General features: G+C 59.6%; 22 protein-coding genes. 12 read left to right on the plus strand and 10 right to left on the minus strand.

The genetic code is table 11. The features are described from left to right. Positions 1–4 precede the first annotated feature (4 nt). Positions 5–274 carry an ACT domain-containing protein gene (locus tag IY73_RS05905; protein WP_053962272.1) on the plus strand — a complete coding sequence of 90 codons (270 nt, stop codon included), beginning with the start codon at positions 5–7 and terminating at the stop codon, positions 272–274. A 15-nt stretch (positions 275–289) separates the two neighbouring features. After that, positions 290–1,654 carry a PFL family protein gene (locus tag IY73_RS05910; protein WP_390175741.1) on the plus strand — a complete coding sequence of 455 codons (1,365 nt, stop codon included), beginning with the start codon at positions 290–292 and terminating at the stop codon, positions 1,652–1,654. On the opposite strand, the gene IY73_RS05915 is transcribed toward IY73_RS05910, so the two are convergent. Next, positions 1,651–2,181, minus strand: coding sequence for a tRNA (cytidine(34)-2'-O)-methyltransferase (locus IY73_RS05915; RefSeq protein WP_053962273.1), 531 nt, complete (start codon positions 2,179–2,181; stop codon positions 1,651–1,653). The genes IY73_RS05910 and IY73_RS05915 overlap by 4 nt on opposite strands. A 108-nt stretch (positions 2,182–2,289) precedes the next feature. On the opposite strand from IY73_RS05915, the gene IY73_RS05920 reads away from it, so the two are divergent. Together IY73_RS05920 and IY73_RS05925 are read left to right on the plus strand one after the other, a co-directional pair. Further along, positions 2,290–3,147 (plus strand): bifunctional methylenetetrahydrofolate dehydrogenase/methenyltetrahydrofolate cyclohydrolase, encoded by an 858-nt coding sequence (locus tag IY73_RS05920; protein WP_053962274.1) that lies wholly within the window; start codon positions 2,290–2,292, stop codon positions 3,145–3,147. Positions 3,148–3,254: 107 nt separating this feature from the next. Further along, positions 3,255–3,815 (plus strand): DUF3017 domain-containing protein, encoded by a 561-nt coding sequence (locus IY73_RS05925; protein WP_053962275.1) that lies wholly within the window; start codon positions 3,255–3,257, stop codon positions 3,813–3,815. A gap of 160 nt (positions 3,816–3,975) precedes the next feature. Here IY73_RS05925 and metX read toward each other — a convergent pair whose 3' ends face one another. From metX to IY73_RS05940, 3 genes are all read right to left on the minus strand, one after another. Beyond that, positions 3,976–5,127, minus strand: coding sequence for a homoserine O-acetyltransferase MetX (gene metX, locus IY73_RS05930; RefSeq protein WP_063665778.1), 1,152 nt, complete (start codon positions 5,125–5,127; stop codon positions 3,976–3,978). A gap of 67 nt (positions 5,128–5,194) precedes the next feature. After that, the gene (locus tag IY73_RS05935; RefSeq protein WP_053979071.1) at positions 5,195–6,526 is read right to left on the minus strand and encodes an O-acetylhomoserine aminocarboxypropyltransferase/cysteine synthase family protein; all 1,332 of its coding nucleotides are present in this window, start codon (positions 6,524–6,526) and stop codon (positions 5,195–5,197) included. Between the two features lie 50 nt (positions 6,527–6,576). After that, positions 6,577–7,899 carry an O-acetylhomoserine aminocarboxypropyltransferase/cysteine synthase family protein gene (locus tag IY73_RS05940; RefSeq protein ID WP_053979072.1) on the minus strand — a complete coding sequence of 441 codons (1,323 nt, stop codon included), beginning with the start codon at positions 7,897–7,899 and terminating at the stop codon, positions 6,577–6,579. Between the two features lie 151 nt (positions 7,900–8,050). Between IY73_RS05940 and IY73_RS05945 the strand changes: the two genes are divergently transcribed. The 6 genes from IY73_RS05945 (at position 8,051) to yhjD (ending at position 15,458) form a co-directional block, all read left to right on the plus strand. Further along, complete coding sequence (locus IY73_RS05945; protein WP_053962278.1) at positions 8,051–9,592, plus strand: MFS transporter; 1,542 nt, start codon at positions 8,051–8,053, stop codon at positions 9,590–9,592. Positions 9,593–9,807: 215 nt separating this feature from the next. Continuing rightward, positions 9,808–11,028, plus strand: a complete 1,221-nt coding sequence (locus IY73_RS05950) for an NADP-dependent isocitrate dehydrogenase (protein WP_053962279.1) — start codon at positions 9,808–9,810, stop codon at positions 11,026–11,028. 3 nt (positions 11,029–11,031) lie between these two features. Further along, a complete protein-coding gene (locus IY73_RS05955) occupies positions 11,032–12,360 on the plus strand; it encodes an MFS transporter (protein WP_053962280.1) in 1,329 nt (442 codons plus the stop codon). Then, positions 12,357–13,259 carry an exodeoxyribonuclease III gene (locus tag IY73_RS05960; RefSeq protein WP_053979073.1) on the plus strand — a complete coding sequence of 301 codons (903 nt, stop codon included), beginning with the start codon at positions 12,357–12,359 and terminating at the stop codon, positions 13,257–13,259. Before IY73_RS05955 ends, IY73_RS05960 begins: the two co-directional genes overlap by 4 nt. Positions 13,260–13,386: 127 nt before the next feature. Next, positions 13,387–14,418, plus strand: a complete 1,032-nt coding sequence (trpS, locus tag IY73_RS05965) for a tryptophan--tRNA ligase (RefSeq protein WP_053962282.1) — start codon at positions 13,387–13,389, stop codon at positions 14,416–14,418. 35 nt (positions 14,419–14,453) lie between these two features. Beyond that, positions 14,454–15,458, plus strand: coding sequence for an inner membrane protein YhjD (yhjD, locus tag IY73_RS05970; RefSeq protein WP_053979074.1), 1,005 nt, complete (start codon positions 14,454–14,456; stop codon positions 15,456–15,458). A 120-nt stretch (positions 15,459–15,578) separates the two neighbouring features. Here yhjD and IY73_RS05975 read toward each other — a convergent pair whose 3' ends face one another. Genes IY73_RS05975 through IY73_RS05990 form a run of 4 tightly spaced genes read right to left on the minus strand, consistent with a single transcriptional unit; the run spans position 15,579 to position 19,541 of the window. Continuing rightward, positions 15,579–16,799 carry a hypothetical protein gene (locus tag IY73_RS05975; RefSeq protein WP_053979075.1) on the minus strand — a complete coding sequence of 407 codons (1,221 nt, stop codon included), beginning with the start codon at positions 16,797–16,799 and terminating at the stop codon, positions 15,579–15,581. Positions 16,800–16,851: 52 nt separating this feature from the next. Then, positions 16,852–17,385: a YbaB/EbfC family nucleoid-associated protein gene (locus IY73_RS05980; protein ID WP_053962285.1), complete on the minus strand. Its 534-nt coding sequence runs from the start codon at positions 17,383–17,385 to the stop codon at positions 16,852–16,854. A 3-nt stretch (positions 17,386–17,388) separates the two neighbouring features. Beyond that, positions 17,389–19,224, minus strand: a complete 1,836-nt coding sequence (locus IY73_RS08660) for an NlpC/P60 family protein (protein WP_053979076.1) — start codon at positions 19,222–19,224, stop codon at positions 17,389–17,391. Next, the gene (locus IY73_RS05990; RefSeq protein WP_148565063.1) at positions 19,218–19,541 is read right to left on the minus strand and encodes a hypothetical protein; all 324 of its coding nucleotides are present in this window, start codon (positions 19,539–19,541) and stop codon (positions 19,218–19,220) included. Before IY73_RS05990 ends, IY73_RS08660 begins: the two co-directional genes overlap by 7 nt. Before the next feature lie 151 nt (positions 19,542–19,692). Between IY73_RS05990 and upp the strand changes: the two genes are divergently transcribed. Beyond that, the gene (gene upp / locus IY73_RS05995; RefSeq protein ID WP_053979078.1) at positions 19,693–20,337 is read left to right on the plus strand and encodes a uracil phosphoribosyltransferase; all 645 of its coding nucleotides are present in this window, start codon (positions 19,693–19,695) and stop codon (positions 20,335–20,337) included. Between the two features lie 328 nt (positions 20,338–20,665). Beyond that, entirely contained in the window at positions 20,666–22,477 is a 1,812-nt protein-coding gene (locus IY73_RS06000; protein WP_237025151.1) for an APC family permease, read from the plus strand. A 169-nt stretch (positions 22,478–22,646) separates the two neighbouring features. On the opposite strand, the gene IY73_RS06005 is transcribed toward IY73_RS06000, so the two are convergent. Both IY73_RS06005 and glpK read right to left on the minus strand, forming a co-directional pair. Beyond that, positions 22,647–23,159 (minus strand): gamma-glutamylcyclotransferase family protein, encoded by a 513-nt coding sequence (locus tag IY73_RS06005; protein WP_053962290.1) that lies wholly within the window; start codon positions 23,157–23,159, stop codon positions 22,647–22,649. Positions 23,160–23,323: 164 nt separating this feature from the next. Beyond that, positions 23,324–24,844, minus strand: coding sequence for a glycerol kinase GlpK (glpK, locus tag IY73_RS06010; RefSeq protein WP_053962291.1), 1,521 nt, complete (start codon positions 24,842–24,844; stop codon positions 23,324–23,326). Between the last annotated feature and the right edge of the window lie 151 nt (positions 24,845–24,995).

Here is a 24,995-nt window from a genome sequence, read left to right on the forward strand (position 1 = left end):
TGGCATGAAGGCCATCGTTACTGTTACCGGAATTGACCACACGGGCATTGTTGCTGCTGTGGCCAACGCTCTTGCCGAACTCGACACCAACATTCTCAACATGTCGCAGACCCTCATGGAGGAGTACTTCACCATGATTCTGCAGTGCGAGTTCGATGATACCGTGCAGCCCATTGGTACGCTGCAGGAACGCCTTTCTGCAGTGGGTGAGGAGCAGAAGCTGGACATCCGCATCCAGTCGGAGGCCATCTTCGACGCCATGCACCGGCTGTAGTGGGTGGGTATCGCGATGAGTATGGACACTACGGAGAATATTCTCGAAACGATCCGCATGATCGAGGAGCAAAACCTCGATATCCGCACTGTTACTATGGGTATCTCTCTATTGGGGTGCAGTGATAGTGATGGGGATCGCTGCCGGCAGAAGATCTATGACACTGTCACCACGCGTGCTGCCCGCCTGGTGGAGGTGTGTGAGCAGATTGAGCGGGAGCTGGGCATCCCGATCATTAACAAGCGCATCTCCGTCACCCCGATTGCGTTGATTGCGGCGGCGAGTGGGGCGGATGACTATGTGGAGTTTGCCCGGACACTGGATAAAGCCGCGCATGCGGTGGGTGTGAACTTTATTGGCGGCTTCTCGGCACTTGTTGAAAAAGGTTCCACTACAGGGGATCTAGCTCTTGTTAATTCCATTCCGCAGGCGTTGGCGGAAACAAGTCTGGTGTGCTCGTCGGTGAATATTGGCTCCACACGGGCCGGTATCAACATGTCGGCAGTAGGCCGCATGGGTGAGGTTGTGAAACAGGCTGCTGAGTTGACAGCCCACCAGCAAGGGTTGGGTGCAGCCAAACTGGTGGTGTTTGCGAATGCAGTGGGGGACAATCCGTTTATGGCAGGTGCCTTCCATGGTGTCGAAGAGCCCGACTGTGTGGTGTCGGTGGGCGTATCCGGCCCTGGCGTTATTAAGCGAGCACTGGAGAATCTTCCCACGGCAAGCTTCGGTGCAGCCTCTGATGTCATCAAGAAAGCGGCTTTCAAAATTACCCGTGTGGGGCAGCTGGTCGGCCGTATCGCCGCGGAGCGTCTTGGAGTGCCATTTGGCATTGTGGACTTGTCCCTTGCCCCCACTGCCGCTGTAGGCGACTCGGTGGCTCGTATTCTCGAGGAGCTAGGGCTGGAGCGGGTGGGTGCCCACGGCACTACTGCCGCGCTGGCGTTGCTCAATGATGCGGTGAAGAAGGGCGGCATGATGGCCTGTGGCCATGTGGGCGGCCTTTCTGGATCCTTCATTCCCGTCTCCGAGGACATTGGCATGATTGAGGCAGCAGAAGTGGGTGCTATTGATCTGTCGAAGTTGGAGGCGATGACAGCCATTTGTTCGGTCGGCCTCGATATGGTGGCCGTCCCCGGTGATACCCCAGCTGCCAGCATTGCCGGCATGATCGCCGATGAGGCGGCCATTGGCATTATGAATTCGAAGACTACCGCGGTGCGTGTCATCCCGGTTCCGGGTATGCAGGTGGGGGACACGGTGGAGTTCGGCGGCTTGCTTGGGCATGCGCCGATTATGGCGACATCCCCGTATTCGTCGGAGATGCTCATTGGCCGGGGTGGGCGGCTCCCTGCCCCGGTGCACGGATTTAAGAATTAGACGCCGTCCACGAAACCCATCTGGCGCCACGCCTCGAAGACAGCGATGGCAGCAGTGTTGGCTAAGTTCATAGAACGGCGCCCCGGTAGCATCGGCACGCGTACCACTTCTGTGATGCGCGGGTCTGCGAGTTCGGCATCGGTGAGCCCAGTGGGTTCCGGTCCGAAGAGCAGGATGTCGCCGGGGCGATAGTCTATTCCCCCAAAGTGGCGGGTACCGCGGGCGGAAAAGGCGAAGACACGGCCGGGGGTGCGGCTGGCGGTGGCGGGCATTGCTTCAGCGGCGGGGGAGTGGGGCCCACTGGTGAGGGCGGCGAGGGCGGTGTCGAGGCTCTGATGGAGTACGACGTGCGCCATGTCGTGGTAGTCCAGACCGGCACGGTGGAGGTGTTTGTCGGAGAGGTCGAAGCCGAGGGGGCCGGCAAGGTGGAGTTCGCAGCCGGTGACGGCGGAGGTGCGGATGGCATTGCCGGTGTTGGGCGGAATGCAGGGGCGGGCGAAGAGGATGCGAATGTTGGCTCCGGGCATGTGTTTATTGTGTCATGTGGGGTTTGAGGAGGAAACATCGGGTGGTGACGGCAGAACACGTCACCACCCGATGTTTCCTTCCCGCAGGAACATGGAATACTAAGAACCGTGACTGCAGTAAAACTCGATGGACTTAAGTACCGCGACGAAATCTTCGCCGACCTCACCAGCCGCGTAGCTACCCTCCGCGAGAAGGGCATAGTTCCCGGCCTCGCCACCGTGTTGGTAGGCGACGACCCCGCCTCGCACTCCTACGTGCGCATGAAGCACCAGGACTGCGAGATAATTGGTGTCCGCTCCATCCGCAAGGACCTACCAGCGGACACCACTCAAGAAGAACTGGAAGCCGTCATCCAGGAACTCAACGAAGACCCGGATTGCACCGGCTACATTGTGCAACTGCCGCTTCCCAAACACCTCGACGAGAACCGCATTCTCGGTCTCATCGACCCCGAAAAAGACGCTGACGGCCTGCACCCCGTTAACCTCGGCAAGCTGGTCCTCATGGAACCTGCCCCGCTGCCCTGCACCCCCAACGGGTGCATCGGCCTGCTGCGCCGCTATGGCGTGGAACTCAACGGTGCCAAGGTCTGTGTCGTGGGACGCGGCGTTACCGTCGGCCGTCCCATTGGCCTCATGCTCACCCGCCGCAGCGAGAACGCCACCGTTACCCTCTGCCACACCGGCACTAAAGATCTGGTTGCGGAAACCCGTGACGCCGACATCGTCATCGCGGCCGCCGGCCAACCCCACATGATCACTGCCGACATGATCAAAGAAGGCGCTGCCCTGCTCGACGTCGGTGTCTCCCGTGTGGACGGCACACTGACCGGCGACCTCCACCCCGACGTGTGGGAGAAGGCCGGCTATGTGTCCCCCAACCCCGGTGGCGTGGGTCCCCTCACCCGTGCGTTCCTTATCACCAATGTGGTGGAGCGCTGTGAACGAATGGCTGCCGCTGAGTGACGGCCCCACAGCCGCCGCGCCGGCAACGGCAGGACCACACCGCCGGGAGGAAACGTCCCTCCCGGCGACAGTCCCCTGCTTCCACCCCCCAGGAACATCCCGCTATAGTGCAGAAACACTCTAGTCCGGCGCAAGAAGGCCGGGGTACGGTCCAGGAGCAGCCGGGTACTGTACAGAAGCATCGCGACGTACCGCCTATCCGGCATCGTCCCACCACCCGGGACCCGCATTTCCTCGACGACAAACCCCAGCTCGTCAATCCCGCATTTCCGCCTGAACCCGCCCCCATGGGGCGAGTCGACGCCCCCGACGACGTTATTGAGAACGTCGACTTGGAACGCTACGGCGTGGCCGCTCGTGGTTGGAAGCCCTTTTGGGACTGGTTTGTGGGTATCTTCAAACACGACCCTGCCTGGTGGCGCCGGCAGGTCGCCTTCCTCATTGTGCTGGCACTGCTCATCGTGTCAGCCGCATTTGTCCTAGCTGACCACTGGAGACGCGGGGTTACCGTCCTTGCCGGAACAGCGCTACTGACGGCTGCCTTCCGCTCCTTTCTTCCCGCCGACTATGTGGAGATGCTGGAAGTGCGCTCGCAGCGCTTCGACGTCATCTTCCTTCTGGTGGTGGGAACAGCACTGCTCTTCCTCGTGATGACAGTTCCCTCCTAATCCCGCCAAAGTTCGCCTAAGCGACTTGCTCTGCAGCCCTCACACAAACACGATGGAACCGCAGAAACCTGGGACAACCCTAGAAACTCTAGAGAACCCTAGAAAGACGGGGCACCCTCTAGAAAGAGGGGCCAACCATAGAAACACGGGCAACCCGTTCTTAGAAGCGAACCTGCTCGTCTGCCTCGGCCAGCGCCATAGTCTTGCGCAGGATCTCCGCCGTTTGGTCAGCTTCGGCCAAGAACCCATCATGACCCTTCTCAGAGGTAATGATGTCCACCCCATCACAGTAGGGGAGATGTTCCGCAATCTCTTCAATCTGGCGCAGAGGGTACAGGCGGTCCGTATCCACCGCACAGATCACTGCCGGCACTGTACAGTTCTTCAACACATGGTGGAGGCCACCACGGTCACGACCAATGTCATGGCGGTTTAGTGCATCTGTCAACAGTACATAGCAGCAGGCATCGAAGCGAGCGATGAGCTTTGACGCCTGATGGTCTAAGTAGCTTTGTACCGCGTACCGTCCCTGCATACTGAGGTCTTCCCCAATGGGATCCTCTCCGGGGGCAGGACGGTTGCTGAAACGCCGATCTAACTCCTGTTCAGAGCGGTAGGAAAGGTGGGCGATGCGCCGGGCAATTCCCAAACCCATCGTGGGCTCACGGCCAGTGCCGTGGTAGCCGCCCTGCTGCCAGGCCGGGTCAGCGGTGATGGCGAGAATCTGGGTAGTTTGCCAGCCAATCTGATCGGCGGAGGCACGCGGCCCCACCGCTAACACTCCAGCAGCAGCCATCCGCTGCGGGTACATGATCATCCATTCGAGAGCTCGAGCTCCCCCCATGGAGCCACCAATGACGGCGGCGAAACGACGGATACCCAACAGGTCCGCCAACTGTGCCTCAGCCCGCACCATATCGCGGATGGAGATGGCGGGGAAACGCGCACCCCAGTAGTGTCCATCCGGGTGGAGAGAGGAAGGGCCGGTGGTGCCACGACAACCACCGAGCGTGTTCGTACATATGACGAACCAGCGGTCGGTGTCGATAGGACAACCCGGCCCCACCATGCCCGGCCACCAGCCGGGGGTGGGGTGAAGGGCGTCTTTAGGGCCAACGACATGCGAGTCCCCGGTGAGAGCGTGCTCGATAAGGACGACGTTGCTGGCGTCGGCATTGAGAGTGCCCCAGCATTGCAGGGCGATGGTGACCTGGGGCAGCAGGACACCGGAGTCCAGCAACACATCGCCAATACGCACGTATCCCAGAGTGCCGTCGGCGGGCGGCAGTAGGGGGTGTGGTTGGGACGCCATTGTCTGTCCTCCTTTCGTGTGTCCTGGTAGGGGCGGTGGGGGCCGCCGGGGTCTGTGACCCTCTAGTTTAGTTCTTCAGAGCAGCGACAGCGTCGAAACCGCGTTGTAGGTCTGCGATGATATCGTCAATGGACTCCAGACCCACAGAAAGGCGGATGGTGGCGTCGGTGATGCCGGCGTGCTTCTTCGCCTCAGTGGTCAGCTGGGAGTGGGTGGTGGACCCGGGGTGGGTGACGAGCGACCGCACATCACCCAGGTTCGCCAGGTTGGTGTGGAGTTTGAGAGCGTCAATGAATGTCCACGCTTCCTTCGTCGATCCCTTAATGTCGAAGGCGAGGACGGAGCTCGCACCCTTTGGGCAGACGCGCTTGTGTACCTCATACCAGTGGGAAGAGGGAAGACCGGCGTAGTTGACAGCTTCGACTAGTTCCTGTTGCGCGAGCCACTCGGCCACCTTCTGGGCGTTGGTGACATGCCGTTCCATGCGCAGTGCGAGGGTTTCCAAGCCAAGCTGGGCAGCCCAGGCGTTGAAGGGGGCGATGCCAGATCCGGTATCACGCATGAAGCTGGCACGGGCTTTGAGGAGGAGCGCGCCGGAACCCGCATCTGTGTAGACAAAGCCGTGGTAGGCGGGGTCGGGAGCAGCGAGGCCGGGGAACATGAGTTCCCCGTTGCGCTTAACGGTCCAGTCGAAGGAGCCGCCGTCCACAATGGCGCCTGCCATGACGGTGCCATGGCCTGCCATAAACTTGGTGACGGATTCCACGACCACGTCTGCCCCCATATCGAGCGGGCGGGTGAGGTAGGGGGTGGCCATGGTGTTGTCGACGACCAGCGGGACAAGGTTACGGTGGGCGATTTCGGCGATGGCCGGGATGTCCAGCACGTCGTTGGCGGGGTTGGAGATGGTTTCGCCGTAGAACAGCTTGGTGTTGGGCTGGACGGCATCCTGCCAGGACTGTGGGTCATCCGGGTCCTCCACAAAGGTCACCGTGAGGCCCATCTTCGGGAGAGTGTGGCGGAAGAGAGTCTCGGTGCCACCGTAGAGGCGGGGGCTGGAGACAATGTGATCGCCGGCGACGGCAATGGATTCGACAGTGGCCAGGATAGCGGCCATGCCGGATCCGAAGAGCAGAGCACCCACACCGTTCTCGAGAGAAGCGATACGGGCCTCTACCATATCGTTGGTCGGATTGTTCAAGCGGGTGTAGATGTGGCCGCCCTTGGCGAGGGCGAAGCGGTCTGCTCCGTCTTGACAATCTTCAAAGGCGAAGGCGGTCGTCAGGTGGAGTGGCATGGCACGGGCACCATAGTCGGAATCTAACGTCTGACCGGCATGGACTGCGCGCGTGTCGAAGTCCCACTCTGCGTAGTCAGTGTTGTCGTATTTATACTCCACAGGCGTTGCGCCTCCTTGTGCTAGATAAGCAGTGCTTCTAGCACTCCATCCTACTGGGTGATGGCAGCAAACCCGAGCTTCAGGTCGCCGATGATGTCCTCGACGTCCTCAATACCGACGGAGAGACGGATAGTACTGGGCGTGATACCAGCGGCCAGCAGCTCCTCGTCGGTGAGCTGGGAGTGCGTGGTGGTGGCGGGGTGGGCGACCAGGGAGCGTACGTCGCCAACGTTGGCGAGGTTGCTGTGGAGCTTGAGGGCATCGATAAAGGCCCAGGCCTCATCCTTGCCACCCTTGATGTCGAAGGCGAGGACGGAGCCGGCACCTTCCGGGGTCACTTGCGTGCCCACCTGGTACCAGGGGCTGGAGGGGAGTCCGGCGTAGTGCACCTTCTCCACCAGGTCCTGCTGGTCGAGCCATTCGGCCACCTGCTGGGCATTGGTGACATGCTGGCGAACACGCAGAGCCAGCGTCTCGACGCCCTGCTGGATAACCCAGGCGTTGAAGGCGGAGAGGGTGGCACCGGTGTCGCGGAGGAGGGAGACGCGCACCTTCAGAGCGAAAGCGGCAGCACCCAGGTCCTTATAGACGAGGCCGTGGTAAGAGGGGTCGGGGGTGACGAAGCTGGGGAAGACGGGGGTGCCGTCCTTCTCGACAGCCCAGTCGAAGTTACCGCCGTCAACCAGCACACCACCGAGGGCGGAACCGTGCCCACCGATGAACTTGGTAAGGGATTCGGCAACGATATCGGCGCCCTGCTGGAGCGGACGCACCAGGTAGGGAGTGGCGAGGGTGTTGTCGATGAAGAGTGGGACGTTGTTGCGGTGCGCGATCTCGGCGATGACCGGAATGTTGAAGACATCGTTGGCGGGGTTGGAGATGGTTTCGCCGTAGAAGACCTTGGTGTTGGGCTGGACGGCATCCTGCCAGGATTGCGGGTCATCCGGGTTCTCTACGAAGGTTACTTCGATGCCGTACTTAGGCAAGGTGTGGTGGAGGAGATTCTCGGTACCGCCGTAGAGGCGGGGACTGGCGACGATGTGTCCACCGGCTTGTACGACGGTCTGGAGGCCGTTGGTGATGGCGGCTGCGCCGGAGGAGAAGCCGACTGCGGCGACCCCACCTTCGAGTACTGCGAGACGGTTCTCGAGGGCGTCAACGGTGGGGTTGGTAAGGCGGGAGTATACCGGCCCGGTGTCAGAGAGGTTGAAGCGGTTGGCGGCGTGTTCGGCGCTGTCGAAGACGAAGGAGGAGGAGAGGTAGATAGGGAGGTTGCGGGCGCTCACGTCGTTGTCGACACCCTGTCCGGCATGCACGGACTGGGTGGTGAAGTTCCAGTTGGAGGAGTTGCTGTTGTCGTACTTGGTGGTCATTTTAGTAGTCCTTTAACTGTTGTTTAGTGGTTCATGGGAGGTATTTTGCTATTTCAAAAACTATGTGCTCAATGGTGACTAATGCCAGCTCAGAGTGGGTTTTACGCAGGATGATTTTAATTAGTTTGATGTCGTAAGGTAGGAAGAATACATGACAAAACACTGGATGAAACCACAACAATGGAGCCAGCATTGGAAGGCTTTCTCCGTTGTTATGGCCGCAGGCTCCGTAGGGCTTTTAAGCGTCTCGATTGTCAACGTGGCGCTTCCCACAATCGAAAGTTCACTGCACGCAACGCCCACGCAATTCCAGTGGATTGTGGCTGGTTATGCCGTTGCCTTTGGTCTTTTGCTCGTTCCTTCCGGACGATTAGGGGACGTTATTGGACGGCGCTCGGTCTTTCTCTTTGGGTCTCTTCTCTTCATGGTGACGTCCCTGGCGTGTGGTTTCTCCACTAGTGCCGAGATTCTGGTCATTATGCGCGTCCTGCAAGGTATCGGTGCATCGGTAACAACCCCGCAGGTTATTGGATTTATTCAAGAGCTTTTCCAAGGTCGCGAGCGGGCTCGTGCATTCGGCATTTTCGGCATGGTTGTCAGTATTTCCTCCGCCATCGGCCCCGCCCTGGGCGGAGTCTTGGTGAGTGCGCTGGGCCCGGACTGGGGTTGGCGTTCAGTCTTCCTGGTCAACATCCCCTTCTCCATCGTTATTCTGGTGATGGGTCCCAAGGTGCTGCCGGCTCCGCAGAAACGAGAAAAGGGCACCAAGCTGAATCTTGACACAGTAGGCCTGCTGCTCATGGCTGCCGGTGTGTTGGCGTCGATGCTCCCGTTCATTCTGGCAACCGATCCCGCCTACGGGCTTGAGCATTCCCCCTGGTATCTCATCGGTGTGGGGTTACTTTTCGGAATCCTCTTCATGGCGTGGGAGCTGTGGCGAGAGAATCGCCAGCATTCTGTGGTGGTGCCGCGCACCCTCATGAAGAATCGAGGTTTCACCTTGGGGGCTGCCGTGTCTACTGGCTTTTTCGCCGGCTGGACGGGCGTCTTTATCGTGCTAACCCTCTACCTTCAGCAGGGGCTGGGGATGGCTGCGTGGTTAGCCGGACTGATGCAAGTGCCACTGGCTTTACTGGGTGCGTATGGTTCCCAGCGTTCCTCGGTATGGATTGCTTTAAGCGGACGCTGGCTGGTCTTCATAGGTCTCGTCGTCACTATGGCCGGCCTGGGCCTAATGGCGGCTTCGGTGTTCCTGCTCTCGCCAGATTACGTCTGGTTAGGCATTGTTAGTGGGGGGGCCATCACAGGCTTCGGCTCTGGTATCACTATTAGCCCGAACCAAACATTCGCGTTGGCAGAAGTGCCGGTGAAGCAGGCTGGTGCTGCTGGGGGTGTGCTGCAAACGGTACAGCGTGTTGGCTCGGCAGTGGGTATTGCGGGTGTCACCTTGGTGTTCTTTGCTACTCGTTTCGACACTACGCTGGCGGGGTACGCGCACGCTTTCGCCATTTCGATGGCGTTCATCATTGCCCTGATGGCCGTGGGTGCGATCTGCGCTTTGGCAGATGCCCTCCGCAATGATGGCCGGGAGGAACTGCTAGCGATGGAAGCGCCGCAGCCAGTAAAGGAACCACAATCAGTGGCGGAGCCTAACTCGGCTACCGAGTCTCAACTCCGCACAAAGCGGGGCTAGCTCCGGCTAGGTCGGAACGTCCTCCTTCCCGCTAGGTTCCGTATTCAACCTCGCCACCCTTCTCATCTATGATGGGGAGGGTGATAATTTTGTGTCTGCCCAGATCAGCAAGCACCCCTTGCCAGCGCCGCCAGCTGCGGCGGGCACAAAACTCTACACAATAATCCCTGCATCCACGCCTAACCCTCGCGCACTGCGCCACCAAAGGAGAATCAATGTCGAAGATCCACGTCGACGGCACTGTCGTTGAACTCGACGGTGACGAGATGACCCGTGTCATCTGGCAAGACATTCGTGACGAACTGATCCTTCCCTACCTCGACCTTAACCTCGAGTACTACGACCTCGGCATTGAGAGCCGTGACGCCAGCGACGACCAGATCACCATTGATGCTGCCAACGCCATCAAGAAGCACGGTGTTGGTGTCAAGTGCGCCACCATCACCCCCGATGAGGCCCGCGTTGCAGAATTCGGCCTGAAGAAGATGTGGAAGTCCCCCAACGGCACCATCCGTAACATCCTCGGTGGCACCATCTTCCGCGCCCCCATCATCATGGCAAATGTGCCTCGTCTGGTTCCCGGCTGGACCAAGCCCATCATCATCGGCCGTCACGCCTTCGGTGACCAGTACCGCGCCACCGACTTCAAAGCCCCCAGCGCCGGCACTGTCACCATCACCTTCACCCCGGATGATGGCTCCGAACCCATCCAACACGAAGTGGTGCGCCTCCCCGAAGACGGCGGCGTCGTTATGGGCATGTACAACTTCAACAAGTCCATTGAGGACTTCGCTCGCGCCTCCTTCAACTACGGCCTGAGCATGAACTACCCGGTGTACCTGTCTACCAAGAACACCATCCTCAAGGCCTACGACGGCCAGTTCAAGGACATCTTCCAGCGCATCTACGACGAAGAGTTCAAGGCACAGTTCGAGGCCGCCGGCCTCCACTACGAGCACCGCCTCATCGACGACATGGTCGCCTCCGCCCTTAAGTGGGAAGGCGGCTACGTCTGGGCCTGCAAGAACTACGACGGCGACGTCCAGTCCGACACCGTCGCCCAGGGCTTCGGCTCCCTCGGTCTCATGACGTCCGTCCTCCTCACCCCCGACGGAAAGACCTGCGAGGCAGAAGCCGCCCATGGCACCGTCACCCGCCACTACCGCCAGCACCAGGCCGGTAACCCCACCTCCACTAACCCCATCGCCAGCATCTATGCCTGGACGCGGGGCCTTGCCCACCGCGGCAAACTGGACAGTAACCAGGAACTCGTCGGCTTCGCCAACACCCTGGAGACGGTCATCGTCGACACTGTCGAAGGCGGCCAGATGACCAAGGACCTCGCCCTCCTCGTGGGCGGTGACCAGGAATGGCTCACCACCGAACAGTTCATGGAAGCCCTCATCACTAACCTTGGAAAGAAACTGGCGGTCTAGCCTGTGAGCGACGTTCCCACCACTCCCTCCTCTGCTGCCGACACTGGCACGTCTACCCCTCCTCGCTCCGCGACACAGGAGGGAGGTCGTGGGAGCTCTCGCGCTACCTCCGGTTCCGCCACGCTCTCCATCCTCGCCCTCATTTTGGGTGGCATTGGTACCGCCTGTACGGAATCCGTCATCATTAGCTTGCTGCCCGATGTAGGTCAGCACCTGGGCATGACGACAGAGTCGACACTCGGCTTCGCCATCACCCTCTACATGATCGGTGTGGTTTTTGGGGCACCCCTCTTCACCGTGGTTCTCGTCCACATCAACCGCAAAAAGCTGTTGATAGTGGCAGTCGGCACCCAGGTGGTGGGTAACCTCCTCACTGTTTTTGCCCCCAACTTTTGGATCCTCCTGGGGGGACGCTTCCTTGCAGGCGTCCCCCACGGGGCGATCTATGGGCTCATGGCCCTCGTCGGCGCCTATCTGGCGCCACCTGGCAAAACAGCCCGGACTGTGTCCATCTCCCTGCTCGGTTTGCCTATCGCCAATCTTGCTATCGTCCCTCTCGTCACCTGGGTGGGCCAGGTCACCAACTACCGCTACGCATTCGGCATTATCGCGCTCTTCGGCACTCTGGCCTTCGCGGCAATGCTCGCCTGGCTTCCCGCCATGAAAGACTTATCGGGCTCCAACCCCAAGAAGGAGCTTGGTCTGTTCAAGAATCGCCAGGTCATCCTCACTCTAGTGGCTGGTCTCATCGGTTTCGGTGGTCTCTACGGGTTCCTCAGCTACATTACCCGGACGGTGAATACCGTCACCGGGATGGATCCCGACATCATGCCGTTCGTAATGATGGTCATTGGTTTTGGTGCCCTCGTCGGTACCCTCCTCTCCGGCCAACTCTCTGACCGACTTCCGGAAGCCGCCTTCCCCATCATCATGGGCAGTTTTGTTGTGGTGTTGGCAGTCTCTCCGCTCATGGTGCAATACCCCGTTACCCTCTTCATTGAAGTATTCCTGGTGGGTGTGTTCGGCACAGGCGCCTTCTCGCCCGCTATGCAGGTACGCCTCATTCGCCATGCGGGTGACTCCCAAAACCTGGCGTCCTCGATGAACCATGTGGCACTCTGCCTGGCGAACATCATCGGTTCTTTCCTCTCCACGCAGGTAGTCCACCACCAGTTGGGTGGCGACTTCATGTACATCCTGCCCGCCGTCTTTGGAGCAGCTCTCGGTGCCCTGGGCCTCGTATTCCTCCTCACCGCCGTCTATTTGGTGAAATCCGGTAAGGACGCAGCTGCTTCTGTGGACTCTTTTACTGCGAAAGGTGCTGAGCAGTGAGCATTACTGTTACCTCTGTCAACGTCAACGGCATTCGCGCTGCCACCCGCGTTCGCTCTGCTGAGAACCCTGGGTTCCTTGCCTGGCTAGAGTCCACGGACGCCGACGTCGTGTGTTTGCAGGAAGTACGCGCTACCCCCGCACAAACTGTGACGGCCCTCGCACCGGTGCTTGTCGACAACGGCGGATGCTGGCACCTGTGCATGCAGGAGGCTGCCGCAAAAGGCCGCGCCGGCGTCGGCATTCTCAGCCGTGAGGCCCCTTTGGCTGTTCGTACCGGTATCGACGTGGAGGAATTCGCATGTGCTGGGCGCTACATTGAGGCCGACTTTGCAGTGGACGGGAAGCTAGCAAGAGCTAGTGAGGGCGACGTACTGACCGTGGCCTCGCTCTATCTTCCCTCCGGGGAGGTAGACACTCCGCGCCAGGACGAAAAGTACCGCTTTATGGACGGCTTCAGCGCATTCTTGCAGCAGCGGGCGATGCAGGTGGCTGCCGGCTCCGCCCCACAAACCGTTGTGTGTGGAGACTGGAACATTGCCCACCGCGAAGAGGATCTCAAAAACTTCAAGGCAAATACCACGAAATCGGGCTTTCTTCCGGCCGAGCGGGAGTGGATGACAAGCGTTTTCGGGCCGCAGGGTCTTGGCGTTGACGAGTCTGGCGTCCCTACCGGGTGGACGGATGCGCAGCGTTATCTGCTGCCGGAGGAGCGTGGCCCCTACTCGTGGTGGAGCTACCGGGGGAAGGCCTTCGATAATGACGCCGGGTGGCGTATCGACTACCAGGCGATTACGGCTGGGCTGGTGGAACGTCTGGTGGATGCGCGGGTGGAGCGGGCAGATGCCTACGAGCTGCGCTGGTCAGACCACGCCCCAGTGACCGTCACCTACCAGTAGCGGGTTGTTCGGGGTTAGCCGGGAGCTGCGGTGAGCAGCCTCCTTTACGTCTCGCAGCGCAACGCGAGTACCCTGAACACCACACACTTTTTCGCTCACAACCTCGAACATAGGTAGTTGAACAACCATGACAGACACCGATACGAAGCCGCAGGGCCGTCAGCGCGTCCTTTCTGGCCTGCAGCCCACCGCCGATTCTTTCCACCTAGGCAATTACTTGGGTGCTGTGAAGCAGATGGTGGAGTTACAGGAGGATTACGACGCCTTCTACTTCGTTCCGGATATGCACGCCATTACCGTGGAGCAGGATCCGAAGGTTTTGCGGGAGCGAACCTGGGGTGCGGCAGCACAGCTCATCGCACTGGGTGTTGACCCCGAGAAGTCGGTGCTCTTTGTGCAGTCGCAGGTGCCGGAACATGCGGAGCTGACGTGGGTGTTCAACTGTATGACGGGTTTTGGCGAGGCCAGCCGGATGACCCAGTTCAAGGACAAGTCGCTCAAGCAGGGGCGCGATAAGACCACGGTTGGGCTTTTTGACTACCCCATTTTGATGGCTGCGGACATCTTGTTGTACAGCCCTCAACTCATCCCGGTGGGGGAGGATCAGCGTCAGCACGTTGAATTGACGCGAAATCTCGCAGAGCGATTCAATAATAAGTACGGGCGCACTTTCGTTGTGCCAGAGGCTTTTATCATTAAGGGTTCGGCCAAGATTTACGATTTGCAGGACCCGACGTCGAAGATGTCAAAATCTGGCAAGAATCCCAAAGGTATTATTAACGTGCTGGATGATCCGAAGGTTTCGGCTAAGCGGATCCGTTCGGCAGTAACCGATAACGACGGTGTGATTGCTTTCGATCGCGAGAATAAGCCCGGCGTTTCCAATCTTCTCACTATTCTCAGTGCACTCAGTGGTACCGACATCGATTCGTTGGTGTCCGAGTACGAGGGCCACGGGTATGGCGATCTGAAGAAGGATACCGCGGAAGCGATGACGGAGTTCGCTACTCCATTGCGCGCCCGCGTGGATGAGATTCTCTCTGACCGGGCAGAGCTGGAGCGGATGCTGCAGCGTGGTGCGGAACGCGCCCGCGAGTTTTCGGCTCCGGTTCTGGATAAGGTTTACGAGAAGATTGGTTTCTTGCGTCCGCTGCGCTGATCACTGTTGTTAGCCACCACTCGTCTAAGGAAGTGATGACTATCAGTACTGATCTGAAGGAGCCGGATGCTCTTCGCGGCCTCGCTAAATTCCGTGTGAAGTGGCCGTGGCTGGACCATTTGTTGGCGACGCACGAACGTTATTCGCAGGAACGCGGCAATCTTTACGCCGGTGGCATTACCTATTTCTCGGTGTTGGGTATCTTTCCGCTGCTGATGGTGGGCTTTGCGATCGCTGGTGTTTTCCTGTTTTCCCGCCCCGAGCTGCTGGTCGACATTCAGAATCAAATTGTCGCCAAGGTACCTGGTTCGATGGGGGAGCAGGTGTCCCAGTTGGTGGAGACGGCGGTGAAGCAGCGCTCCGCAGTTGGTGTTATTGGCTTGTTGACTGCCTTGTATTCCGGGCTGGGATGGATTGGTAATCTGCGAGATGGTTTGACCGCTCAGTGGGCCATTCCGTTGCAGGCCGAGAACTTCTTGAAGAAGAAGGGTAAGGATCTGTTGGCACTGCTGGGGCTTTTCCTGGCGTTTGTGGTGGCGTTTGGTCTCACTATGATCTCGTCGTCTGGCCTGATGGAGAAGGTCGTCGGGTGGCTGCAGTTGAGCCATGTGCCGGGTATGCAGGTGTTGTTGACGGTGGTGTCGCTGCTTGTTTCTGCCTTGGCTATCTGGGTTGTGATGATTTGGGTGATTGGCTATCTGCCGCGTAAACACGCGGAGCCGCGGGCGTCGTTGGTGGCGGCTACTGGCGCTACGGTGCTGCTGGTGATCTGGATCCGGGTGGCGGCGATCTACGTGAAGAGTGTTTTGTCGTCTCCGGCGGGTGTTGTGTTCGGCCCGATCATCGGTATTATGGTGTTCCTTTTCTTCACTTGGCGCATTATTCTTTTCTGCACGGCTTGGGCTGCGACGTCGCAGCGGGCGCTGCGTGGAGATGTGGCTGCGAAGCGTAGTGAAACGGATCGGGATGAGAAGAGTAAGGCTGCGAGCTTGTCTGTGGTCGCTGCTGCCGCTGTGAAAGAGCGGGAGAACAACGACTAGCGCTGGGCGACGTGTTGTTTGTCCGCTAGGGCATTAGAGAGGGCCGCTCTTGGTAGAGCGGCCCTCTCTAATGCGCGGAATGGCGTTGTGGGGTGCGACTGGGGTGTCGCGTGGTGGTGGCTATTGTTTGTCGATGACGCTGTCGAGCCAGATCACCAGTTTGTCCCATTCGTCGACGATGTCGTCGTAGGGGTCCGCGGGGGTTTCGGTGTTGTCCCCGAGGATAGATTCGACGTAGCTGCCGAGGCGGGTGGAATCGTCCAGGTAGGCGTCGACGACGTCGGTATCCAGGTAGTCTTCAGCGTCGAGGAGCAGTTCGACGGCAAGGTCGAGCTGATTTTCGTCGACGTCTGCGGGGCCATTCTTCATCTGTTTGGGGAGACGGACGAAGGAATAGATGTTGTCGTCGGTGGGGCGGACGTTGAGCTCACCGCTGCCGGCGCGGAAGGCTACTTGGTCCCAGCCGGGGAGTTTGTACATGCTGTGGTCGGGTTCTTCAGCGAGGAAGCGCAGCATGCCGCGCTGGCTGGTGAAGCCGAAGATGTGTTCATCGTTGCCGAGGAAGAGAGGTTCGTCGTTGATGTAGCAGCGGAGGCTAAACCGGGTGCCGCCGGGGAGGATGATCTTGATGGGGTCGATACCGATGCTGGCCCAGAAGGGGTCTTCGTCGGCGTCGGGTTCCCATTCGTCGGCGTCGAGTAGACCGGCGGTGTCGTCTTCTTGTTCTGCAGCGAGGGCGCGGGCTTCCGCGAAGTCTGCTTCGGCTTGGGCGAGGAGGGCGGCGTCTACCTCCGGGCTGACGAGCAGGCTGTCGACGAGGTTGAGGATGGCGTCCCAGTTCTTACTGACGATTTTGCCGATGCGGGTCCATTCACGGGCGCCTTCGCGGCCGTAGAAGTTGTCGACTCCGCCGGAGGTGGCGCCGAGGTCTCCGTGTTTGCGGAAGAATTTTTCGATCTCGGGGATGTCGCAGATGCTGCCGATGGTGCGCACCATGGTGAAGCAGTCGTCGAGTTCGAGGACGGATTCTTCGGTGGGGTCTTCGGCGAGGAGTTCCGGAACTCCGACGAGGTCATAGGAGTGTTCCTCGTCGGGGTCGAGTTCGAGTGCGGAGAGTTGTGCAGTGTGTTCCCACGACGGGTGGTCTTCCAGGTCGTTGGGCGCGCCGGAGCGGAGGAAAGCGGCGAGTTCGGCAGGGGTAGCGAAGCCGTAGAGGTCTTCGTCGAGGCCAAGCATGGCTTCCCAGTCTTCTCCGTCTTCCCGCCAGGCGGGGGCCCACAGGGTGACGAAGTCTCCGGAGGGAAGACCCAGTGCTACAGGAACAATATCAGCTACAGACATACTCTCAGCCTACGGGAGTTACAGAGCCACTGCCATATCTTGTGGGGAACTTTTAGGCGCGTGTTACGCGAACCGGATTGATCTCTTCGAGTGCAGCCGTCAGCTGTGTACGCCATTGTTCTGAGTAGGTTTGTGCAGCTGTTTTAGCCTGCTGGTAGGCCTCCAGGAGAGACGTGGCGAGTTCGTTTGCAGTGAGCTTCTTCGCTTTGTCTTTGCATTCGACAGAGGTGAGGCAGCCGCGTCCCGAGATGGTGACGGTGACTGCTTCGGTGCTTCCTTCGCTGGGGTGGGCCTGGAGGTCTTCGCCAGCTTTGCGAAGGGTGGCCATGCTGTCGTGGAGGGCACCATAGATTTCTGCCAGTGCCGGGGTGGGCGGTTCACTGAGCCGTGCCATGACGCTGTCGATTTCTCGGTTGCTGTACGGTTGCTCGTACTGTGGTAGCGCCTTGGCGTGGAGTCGACATAGTTCGGCGGAGAGCCGTGCGGGGGAGAGATTCCCGTGCAGCTCGATGCCGAGCAAGTCGCCGTTGTCGGCACAGGTAATGGTGATGGTGCGGTCGGCGGTGCGGTAGATGTTCTTGCTCATGTACTATGCCTTCAGCCAGGGCCGGAAGACACCTTCGAAGGTCATTCCGGCATTGTCGGTACGGACAGGGGTGATGGAGACGGGGTCGCCTGCCTCAATCATCAGGCCGTTGCCGAGGAACATTGCAACGTGGCCGTTCCAGATGAGCAGGTCACCGGGGAGTGCATCACCGACGGGAATTTGCGGATTGTTGTCCTGGTCCCAGGTAGTGCGGCCAATTTCTAGGCCGGCCTGTTCGTAGGCCCACTGGGTGAGACCAGAGCAGTCGAGGCCGACTCCGGGGCTGGTGCCACCCCAGACATAGGGGACACCGATCTGCGACAGTGCAGACTCGATGGCTTTGGCGGCAATGGGATTGGGGGCGTACACGGTGGTGCCGTTGGGAAGGACGATGGGGACGGGGCCGTCGATGCCGACGTAAGAGAGGTCACTGTACGTGTTGTAGCTGCCGGTGCTGGTGTATTTCCCACGGGGGCTGTAGTTGCCGTTGTCGTGCTCGGGTACGTATCCGACCCCTGTGGTGGTGGCTGCTGGGGTGAAATTGGCGCTGGTTCCGGTGGCTGTCTGGGGGCCGTAGCTGGAGTAGCCGTTGGCAGCGTAGCCGTTGGCGGTGCTGCTGCCGGCGGGGCTGCCGCTGGTGTCATAGCCGCTGCGGTAGCTGGCACCATTGGCCGGGTTGTTGGTGCCGACGCTGGTGGCAGCGATAGTACCGCCACCAGCTGGTGGCGTGTAGGTAACTCCAGCACCGGCGGGGGAGCCGGTGGGGCTACCGGTAGGGGAAGCAGTAGTGGTTGCGCCGCTCTGTAGCCCGGTGGGACCAGAGTAGTTGTGGAGGCCGTTTGTCGTGGGCGAGCTGGTGGTGGGGACGGAGGAGGCTGCTTCGGTGGCGGCCGGCTGGGAGTGGGGGAAGTTGTTGGCGTCATCTCCCCAGGCGATGTGGCCGGAGGGGAGTGATCCTGGGGCGAGTTTTCCGGCAACGTCCACCATGCCGGGTAGTTTCACTTTGCCTTTTAGCGTGGGGAGCTTGGGGGTAAGTGCGGCTCCCGCAGCTTCCGTCATGGACGTGAGGGAGGGTAGTGCAAGCGGAAGTGTGATGTCGGCATTAAGGCGGGTGTCGTGTGCCGTCTTCAGAGCTTCTGCGGTGGGGCTTTGCAGTTGGCTGAGTGCGTTCATGAACACTTCCGCCGCCTGCCGACAGGAGTTGATGGCAGCACCAATGATCGCGAGATTTGGCCCGATGCCCGTCTCTATCAGGCTCAGGGAGGATACAGCCTCGTGCAGGAACTTCGCGATGATGCCTGCGATCTCCATGGCTGCTGTGCCGACGATAGCAGCTGCCTCATTGGTGGCCTTGGCGAGTTCGCTTGTCTTCACTTCGAGGTCACCGGAGTGCGAGGAGATGTCTTTGACGGCCTCGAGTGCAGCCTTGGCGGCAGGGCCAGTCCACGCACTAGCGATCTGTTGGGTGGCACTTCCGATGGCGTTGACCACTGTGCCAAATGCCTGCCCGGTTTGTTCCAGTGCGGAGATGAGCCCGTGCAGTGCAGAGAGATCCGGAGCAGGAAGGGTGGGCAGGCCGAGTGGCAGCCCCATATGGGGAGCCTGCAGGGTCTGTTGGGAAGCGGTGGTCGTGAACGGGTTGGGGGTGGGTCCGCTCTGGAAGGAATGGATCGGGGGAGTGGCACCAGGTTGTCCACTGGCGCCCGGGGCATCCGCACAGTATCCGACACTGAGCTGAATGTGCAGACCGGTGGCGTTAGTAAGTTCCAGGGAACCTTGTGCGCCCAGTCCAGACATGGTCTGGATCATGGGCAGGGCGAGGGTAACGGGATCTAACATTCCACACCTTCCTTAGCGATTGTGGCGGTATGGATGCCTTCAGTGCTGAGGTAGGCAGCACTGGTGGCAGCTGCGCGTGCTGCGCTGTCTTCAAGATCACCAACGACCTTTGTGAATCCGGCACTGTGAACGGCATGGGCAGTTTCGTAAGCGACGGCAAATTCCGTGGCGATGACGCCCAATGCGGGCAAGATGACGCCGCTGGACGCTACTTCTAGCAGACTCTTTTCACCCGCAAGACCAGCTCCGGCCGCACCCACTGCGGTTCCGAAGGCTGTAATGGCGGGGATATCTGCTGAAACATGGTTTAGAGACATGCTTCCCCCTTCATGGAGATGGACGTTAACCATATGACGCTGCCTGTTCCCAGAAGGTTCCTTCGCCTGTAAAAAAGTCGAAGAATTTTTGGCACAGTTCAGGGTGCCCTCGAGACCATGAATAGGGGAGAGGTATGCCAAGATTAGAGGCATGGATGTAACTGTCATCGATCACCCCCTGGCCCTTTCCCGTCTCACCACAATGCGCGACGAGCGCAGCAGTAATGCACAGTTCCGGGCGGCACTTAAAGAACTCGCCCAGATGTTGGTATATGAAGCAGCACGCGATCTTCCGCTGGAAGATCTCCCCATTAACACCCCTTTGGTGCCGACCACTGGTTACCGTCTGCTGCAGCCGCCGCTACTTGTGCCGGTAATCCGCGCTGGTTTGGGCATGGTGGATGCGGCAATGTCGATGATTCCCGACGCTCAGGTGGGCTTCGTCGGTATGGCCCGCAATGAGGAGACTCATCAGCCGGTCCCATATCTGGAAGCGCTGCCGGACGATCTTTCTGATCAGACTGTGTTTGTTATTGACCCGATGTTGGCGACGGGAGGTTCCATGTTGCATACCCTGCGGCTCATTGCTGACCGCGGGGCGCGGGATATTACTGCTATTTGTATGGTGTCGGCACCGCGGGGAGTGCAGGCGCTGGCGGAGTCTGGTCTGCCGGTGCGGTTGGTGACGGCTGCGGTGGACGATGGTTTGAATGAGGATGCCTACATTGTTCCTGGTCTTGGGGACGCTGGTGACCGCCTTTACGGGCCGCGCTACAATGACACCTCGGCTCAATAAGACATCTCAATAAAATGCCAGGTTATTCGCTGTTGAGAAGCCGAGAATAAAGCTCAAAAAGAGGCCTTGGACAGAGTTTAAAGGTAGCTTCGAGGCCTCTTTTTTGCTATTTAAAAATGGCGTCGTGCAAGGATTTTGTATTGGCAAAAATAGGAGTAGATTCTTCGCCGTGAATCAATCTTCGTTGGAAAGTGGCCATAGTAGCCGCAAACTCGGAGAACGTCTGAAGAGCTGGTGGCTCAGTGACGCTGACCAGCAGCCAGCCACACTACAGGGTCCGCACGGCCGTGTTATCCATGACGCACACCGTCACCCCTGGTACAAAGTCATGTGCCTGTCTGGCCTCGACTACTTCTCTACACTAGGTTACCAACCTGGTATCGCAGCCCTCGCTGCTGGTACTCTCGCTCCCTTTGCCACCATTGTTCTCGTACTCCTCACGGTGTGTGGTGCACTCCCTATCTACCGTCGCGTTGCGAAAGAATCTCCGCTTGGCGCGGGTTCGATTGGCATGCTCGAGCGTCTCATGCCGAAGTGGGGCGGAAAGATTCTTGTGTTGATCTTCCTTGGCTTCGCGGCCACGGACTATCTCATTACGATGACGCTCTCGGCTGCTGACGCGACAGCGCACGTCATTGAGAACCCGTTCACTCCGGCTTCTTTTGAGGGGCAGAACGTTCCCATCACCATCTTTATGTTGTTCGTTCTCACCTGTGTCTTTTTGAAGGGCTTTGGCGAGGCTATCAACCTTTCTGTGGTGTTGGTGTCGTCTTTCCTCTTCCTTAATCTCATTGTGGTGGGGAATGGGCTGTGGATTCTGGTGACCCATCCGCATTTTGTGTCGGATTGGCAGACTGCTCTGTTTGCACAGCACAGCGACCCGATGATGATGATCGCGATTTCGCTGATTGTTTTCCCCAAGCTGGCTCTTGGCCTGTCTGGTTTCGAGACTGGCGTGGCTGTGATGCCACAGATTAAGGGCGGTGAAGGTACGCAGGAGGAGCGTATTGCGAATCGTGTGAAGGGTGTTCGCCGCATGTTGACGGTGGCCGCTCTGACGATGAGTACTTTCCTCATCACGTCCTCGATGATCACCACGATGCTTATTCCCGAGGAAGCGTTGCAGGAGGGAGGTGAGGCGAACGGTCGTGCCTTGGCCTACATTGCCCACCATTACATGGGCAATGGCATGGGTACGGTCTATGACATCGCTACCATCCTTATTCTGTGGTTCGCAGGTGCGTCTGCCATGGCTGGCCTGCTGAACTTGGTGCCACGCTACTTGCCGCGTTTTGGTATGGCTCCGGAGTGGGCGGCGCATACTCGTCCGCTGGCGATGGTGTTTGGTGTTGTCGCTATTGTGGTGACGATCCTCTTTAAGGCGGATGTGGATCACCAGGGTGCAGCCTATGCGACGGGCGTGTTGGTGCTGATCACGTCGGCAGGTTACGCGGTGTCGTTGTCGGCATGGAAGAACAGAGAGCGGGGCAAGTTTGTTGGTTTTGCCATCACTACCTGTGTTTTTGTCTACACGACGATTGTGAATATTGTGGAGCGTCCGGAGGGCGTGCAGATCGCCGCGGTGTTCATTGCCGCGATTATAGGTGTGTCATTTGCGTCGCGTATTCACCGCGCTTATGAGCTGCGTGTGCAGGATATTGTCTTCGATAAGGAAGCCCAGAAGGTGTTGAAGGCGGCGAAGCGCCGTGATCGCCTGGTTATTGTGGCGCATGATCCGGAGACGTTTGCACAGGATGAGTACGTCATTAAGGAACGTATTCAGCGGCGATTGACGCATATCGAAGAAGATGTGCCGATTGTGTTCCTCGAAGTGAATGTGAAGGACGCGTCGGATTTCGATTCCGTGCTGGAGGTGCATGGCCGGATGCGCGGTAAGCATCGCGTGTTGTGGGTTGATGCACCGGGTGCCCCGAACGCTATTGCCGCCGTCCTGCTGTATATCCGCGACGTCACCGGTGTGGTGCCGGACGCTTACTTCGAATGGGCGAACATCAGCCCCACCCGTTCCCTCAGCCGTTTCCTCTTCTGGGGCCAGGGCGAGGTGGCCTCGGTGACCCACGAGGTGCTGCGCAGGGCTGAGCCCAACCGAGATCTGCGGCCGCATATCCATGTAGGTTAGCGGAGCTAGCCGGAATGGATGGAGTAGGCACCGTCATGTAGGTTAGCGGAGCTAGCCGAAATGGATGGAGTAGGCACCGTCATGTAGGTTAGCGGAGCTAGCTGTGGTGGGAAATGTCGCCTTGCGGGGTGTTTGGTGTGGCGGCGTTGTTGTGTGTTTTTTGGGGGTGTTATCGTTCTGCGGGGCGGCAGCTGCGCATGCGGAGTTCGCGGACGTAGTTGGCGGGGGCGCCGGCTTCTTCAGCGGCGTCGGCGACCATGGCGAGGTATTGGGCGCTGGGGAGTCCGCCTTCGTAGGCGTCCATGACGTAGAACCAGACAAGGACGGATTTTTCTTGGATTTGGATGTCTGGTTCGGTGTCGGTGGTGCCGGGGCGGGGTGGGGTGGTGATGCGTGCGGTGACGCGGGCTTTGATTTTGCGGTGGAGGTCTTGGTCGTAGGCCTCCCATTCGTCTAGTCGTTTTTCGTCGTGGGCGGGGACGTCGTAGAGGGCGACGAAGACGCGGCTGTCGGGGTCTTCGACGACGGTGGCGAGGGCACCTTCCCAGCAGGACATGTCTTCGCCAGCGAAGGTGAGTCTCCATCCTTCGAGCCAGGCGGTGCCGGCTAGTGGCGAGTGGGGCGCGTGCCGCAGCATTTGTGCGGGCGCCATGTTCGTTCCGTAGGCGGCGTAGAGGGGCATGTTTTGAGAATATCGCGGCGACGCCCCTCGTGCTACCCCTTGGTGGGGTTTAACGAGAGGCGCCGCGGCTTTTTATGGGGTTGTGTGGTTGGACACTGCTGCTTGTGGTGCTGTGGCCGGAGGTTGGCCTTGAGTGGGCTGTGTGGGTGCTTCGGTTGTGGGGGTTAGGCCCAGTCGAGGGAGCGTTCCACGGCTTTGTTCCAGTTGTGGAAGAGCTCCTCGCGGGTGTTTTCGTCCATGGTGGGGCGCCACATGTCGTTGGGGATCCAGTTGGCCCGGATTTCGTCGGTGGAGCTCCAGAAGTGGACGGCCAGGCCGGCTGCGTAGGCGGCGCCAAGGGAGGCGTTTTCACGGAGTCTGCCGCGTACCACAGGGCAGTTGAGCATGTCGGCTTGGAACTGCATGAGTAGGTTGTTTTCGGTCATGGCACCGTCGACTTTGACGGTCTTGAGTTGGATGTCGGCTTGCTTGCGCATGGCTTCGGCAACTTCGCGGGTCTGGTAGGAGGTTGCTTCCAGGGCGGCGCGGGCGATGTGGTTGCGGTTGGCGAAGCGGGTGAGGCCGACGATGGTGCCGCGGGCGTCGTCGCGCCAGCGGGGTGCCATGATGCCGGAGAAGGCGGGGACAAAGTAGACTCCGCCGTTGTCTTCGACGTCTGCGGCGAGGGCTTCGATATCGTCGGAGGAGTTGAAGAAGCCCATGTTGTCGCGGAGCCAGCGGACGGCGAGGCCGGTGACGGCGATGGAGCCTTCGAGGGCGTAGACGGGTTCGTCGTCGCCGAGGCGGTAGAAGACAGTGGAGATGAGGCCGTCTGCGGGGGCGGCGGGTTCGGATCCGACGTTGAGAAGGAGGCTGTTACCGGTGCCGTAGGAGATTTTGGCTTCGCCGACGGAGAGGCAGGCTTGGCCGAAGGCGGCGGCTTGCTGGTCGCCGAGGATGCCGGCGATGGGGACGCCCGGGAGGGGGCCGCGGCGGCGGACGTGTCCGAAGACGTCGGAGCTGGAGCGGATGCGGGGGAGGATACTCTTGGGGATGTCGAAGGCTTCGAGGAGTTCGTCGTCCCACGTGCATGTCTCAATGTTCATGAGCATGGTGCGGGAGGCGTTGGAGACGTCGGTGATGTGTTTGGCGGGGCCGTCGACGGAGCCTTGGGTGCCTCCGGTAAGGTTCCAGATGAGCCAGGTGTCCATGGTGCCGAAGAGGAGTTTGCCTTCGTCGGCGAGTTGGCGGGCGCCATCGACGTTGTCGAGCATCCATTTGATGCGGGGCGCGGCGAAGTAGATGGTGGGGGGTAGGCCGGTGAGTTCGCGGATGCGGTCTTCGCCGATCTTGTTGACGACTTCGTCGAGGCAGGCATGGGAGCGGGTGTCCTGCCAGACGATGGCGTTGCAGATGGGGAGGCCGGTGGTTTTGTCCCAGAGCACGGCGGTTTCGCGTTGGTTGGTGATTCCGAGTGCGGCGACGTCATTGGAGGTGATTTCCATGACGGCGAGGACTTCTGCGAGGGTCAGACGGGCGTTTTTCCAGATTTCCATCGGATCGTGTTCGACGTATCCGGGGGAGGGGAGAATCTGGCGATGGTCACGTTCGGTGGTGGCCACCAGATTTCCATCGTGATCGAAGACAGAGCAGTGAGTAAAAACGGTGTCTTGATCAAGGGCAATAACATAGCGAGAGCTAGGCATGTAATGCTCCTTTTCGGCATCAGAGTTACTCCAAATATACCGAAGCGGCGCAGAGTGAGGAGCGTGGGGGAGCAACCTGGCGGGGGTGATGGTGGCGCTGGTTGGAAAGCTTTTTCGCAGGTGGTATGGGGGTTACGGGTAGCTGTATGGT

Source organism: Lawsonella clevelandensis (assembly GCF_001293125.1).
GTDB lineage: Bacteria > Actinomycetota > Actinomycetes > Mycobacteriales > Mycobacteriaceae > Lawsonella > Lawsonella clevelandensis.

Excerpts from the sequence above, each read along its gene's own strand:
- IY73_RS05905 (WP_053962272.1), top strand. The coding sequence starts at position 5 with ATGAAGGCCATCGTTACTGTTACCGGAATTGACCACACGGGCATTGTT.
- IY73_RS05910 (WP_390175741.1), top strand. The coding sequence starts at position 290 with ATGAGTATGGACACTACGGAGAATATTCTCGAAACGATCCGCATGATC.
- IY73_RS05915 (WP_053962273.1), bottom strand. The coding sequence starts at position 2,181 with ATGCCCGGAGCCAACATTCGCATCCTCTTCGCCCGCCCCTGCATTCCG.
- metX (WP_063665778.1), bottom strand. The coding sequence starts at position 5,127 with ATGGCGTCCCAACCACACCCCCTACTGCCGCCCGCCGACGGCACTCTG.
- IY73_RS05940 (WP_053979072.1), bottom strand. The coding sequence starts at position 7,899 with ATGACCACCAAGTACGACAACAGCAACTCCTCCAACTGGAACTTCACC.
- IY73_RS05945 (WP_053962278.1), top strand. The coding sequence starts at position 8,051 with ATGACAAAACACTGGATGAAACCACAACAATGGAGCCAGCATTGGAAG.
- IY73_RS05950 (WP_053962279.1), top strand. The coding sequence starts at position 9,808 with ATGTCGAAGATCCACGTCGACGGCACTGTCGTTGAACTCGACGGTGAC.
- trpS (WP_053962282.1), top strand. The coding sequence starts at position 13,387 with ATGACAGACACCGATACGAAGCCGCAGGGCCGTCAGCGCGTCCTTTCT.
- yhjD (WP_053979074.1), top strand. The coding sequence starts at position 14,454 with ATGACTATCAGTACTGATCTGAAGGAGCCGGATGCTCTTCGCGGCCTC.
- IY73_RS05975 (WP_053979075.1), bottom strand. The coding sequence starts at position 16,799 with ATGTCTGTAGCTGATATTGTTCCTGTAGCACTGGGTCTTCCCTCCGGA.
- IY73_RS05980 (WP_053962285.1), bottom strand. The coding sequence starts at position 17,385 with ATGAGCAAGAACATCTACCGCACCGCCGACCGCACCATCACCATTACC.
- IY73_RS08660 (WP_053979076.1), bottom strand. The coding sequence starts at position 19,224 with ATGTTAGATCCCGTTACCCTCGCCCTGCCCATGATCCAGACCATGTCT.
- IY73_RS05990 (WP_148565063.1), bottom strand. The coding sequence starts at position 19,541 with ATGTCTCTAAACCATGTTTCAGCAGATATCCCCGCCATTACAGCCTTC.
- upp (WP_053979078.1), top strand. The coding sequence starts at position 19,693 with ATGGATGTAACTGTCATCGATCACCCCCTGGCCCTTTCCCGTCTCACC.
- IY73_RS06000 (WP_237025151.1), top strand. The coding sequence starts at position 20,666 with ATGTGCCTGTCTGGCCTCGACTACTTCTCTACACTAGGTTACCAACCT.
- IY73_RS06005 (WP_053962290.1), bottom strand. The coding sequence starts at position 23,159 with ATGCCCCTCTACGCCGCCTACGGAACGAACATGGCGCCCGCACAAATG.
- glpK (WP_053962291.1), bottom strand. The coding sequence starts at position 24,844 with ATGCCTAGCTCTCGCTATGTTATTGCCCTTGATCAAGACACCGTTTTT.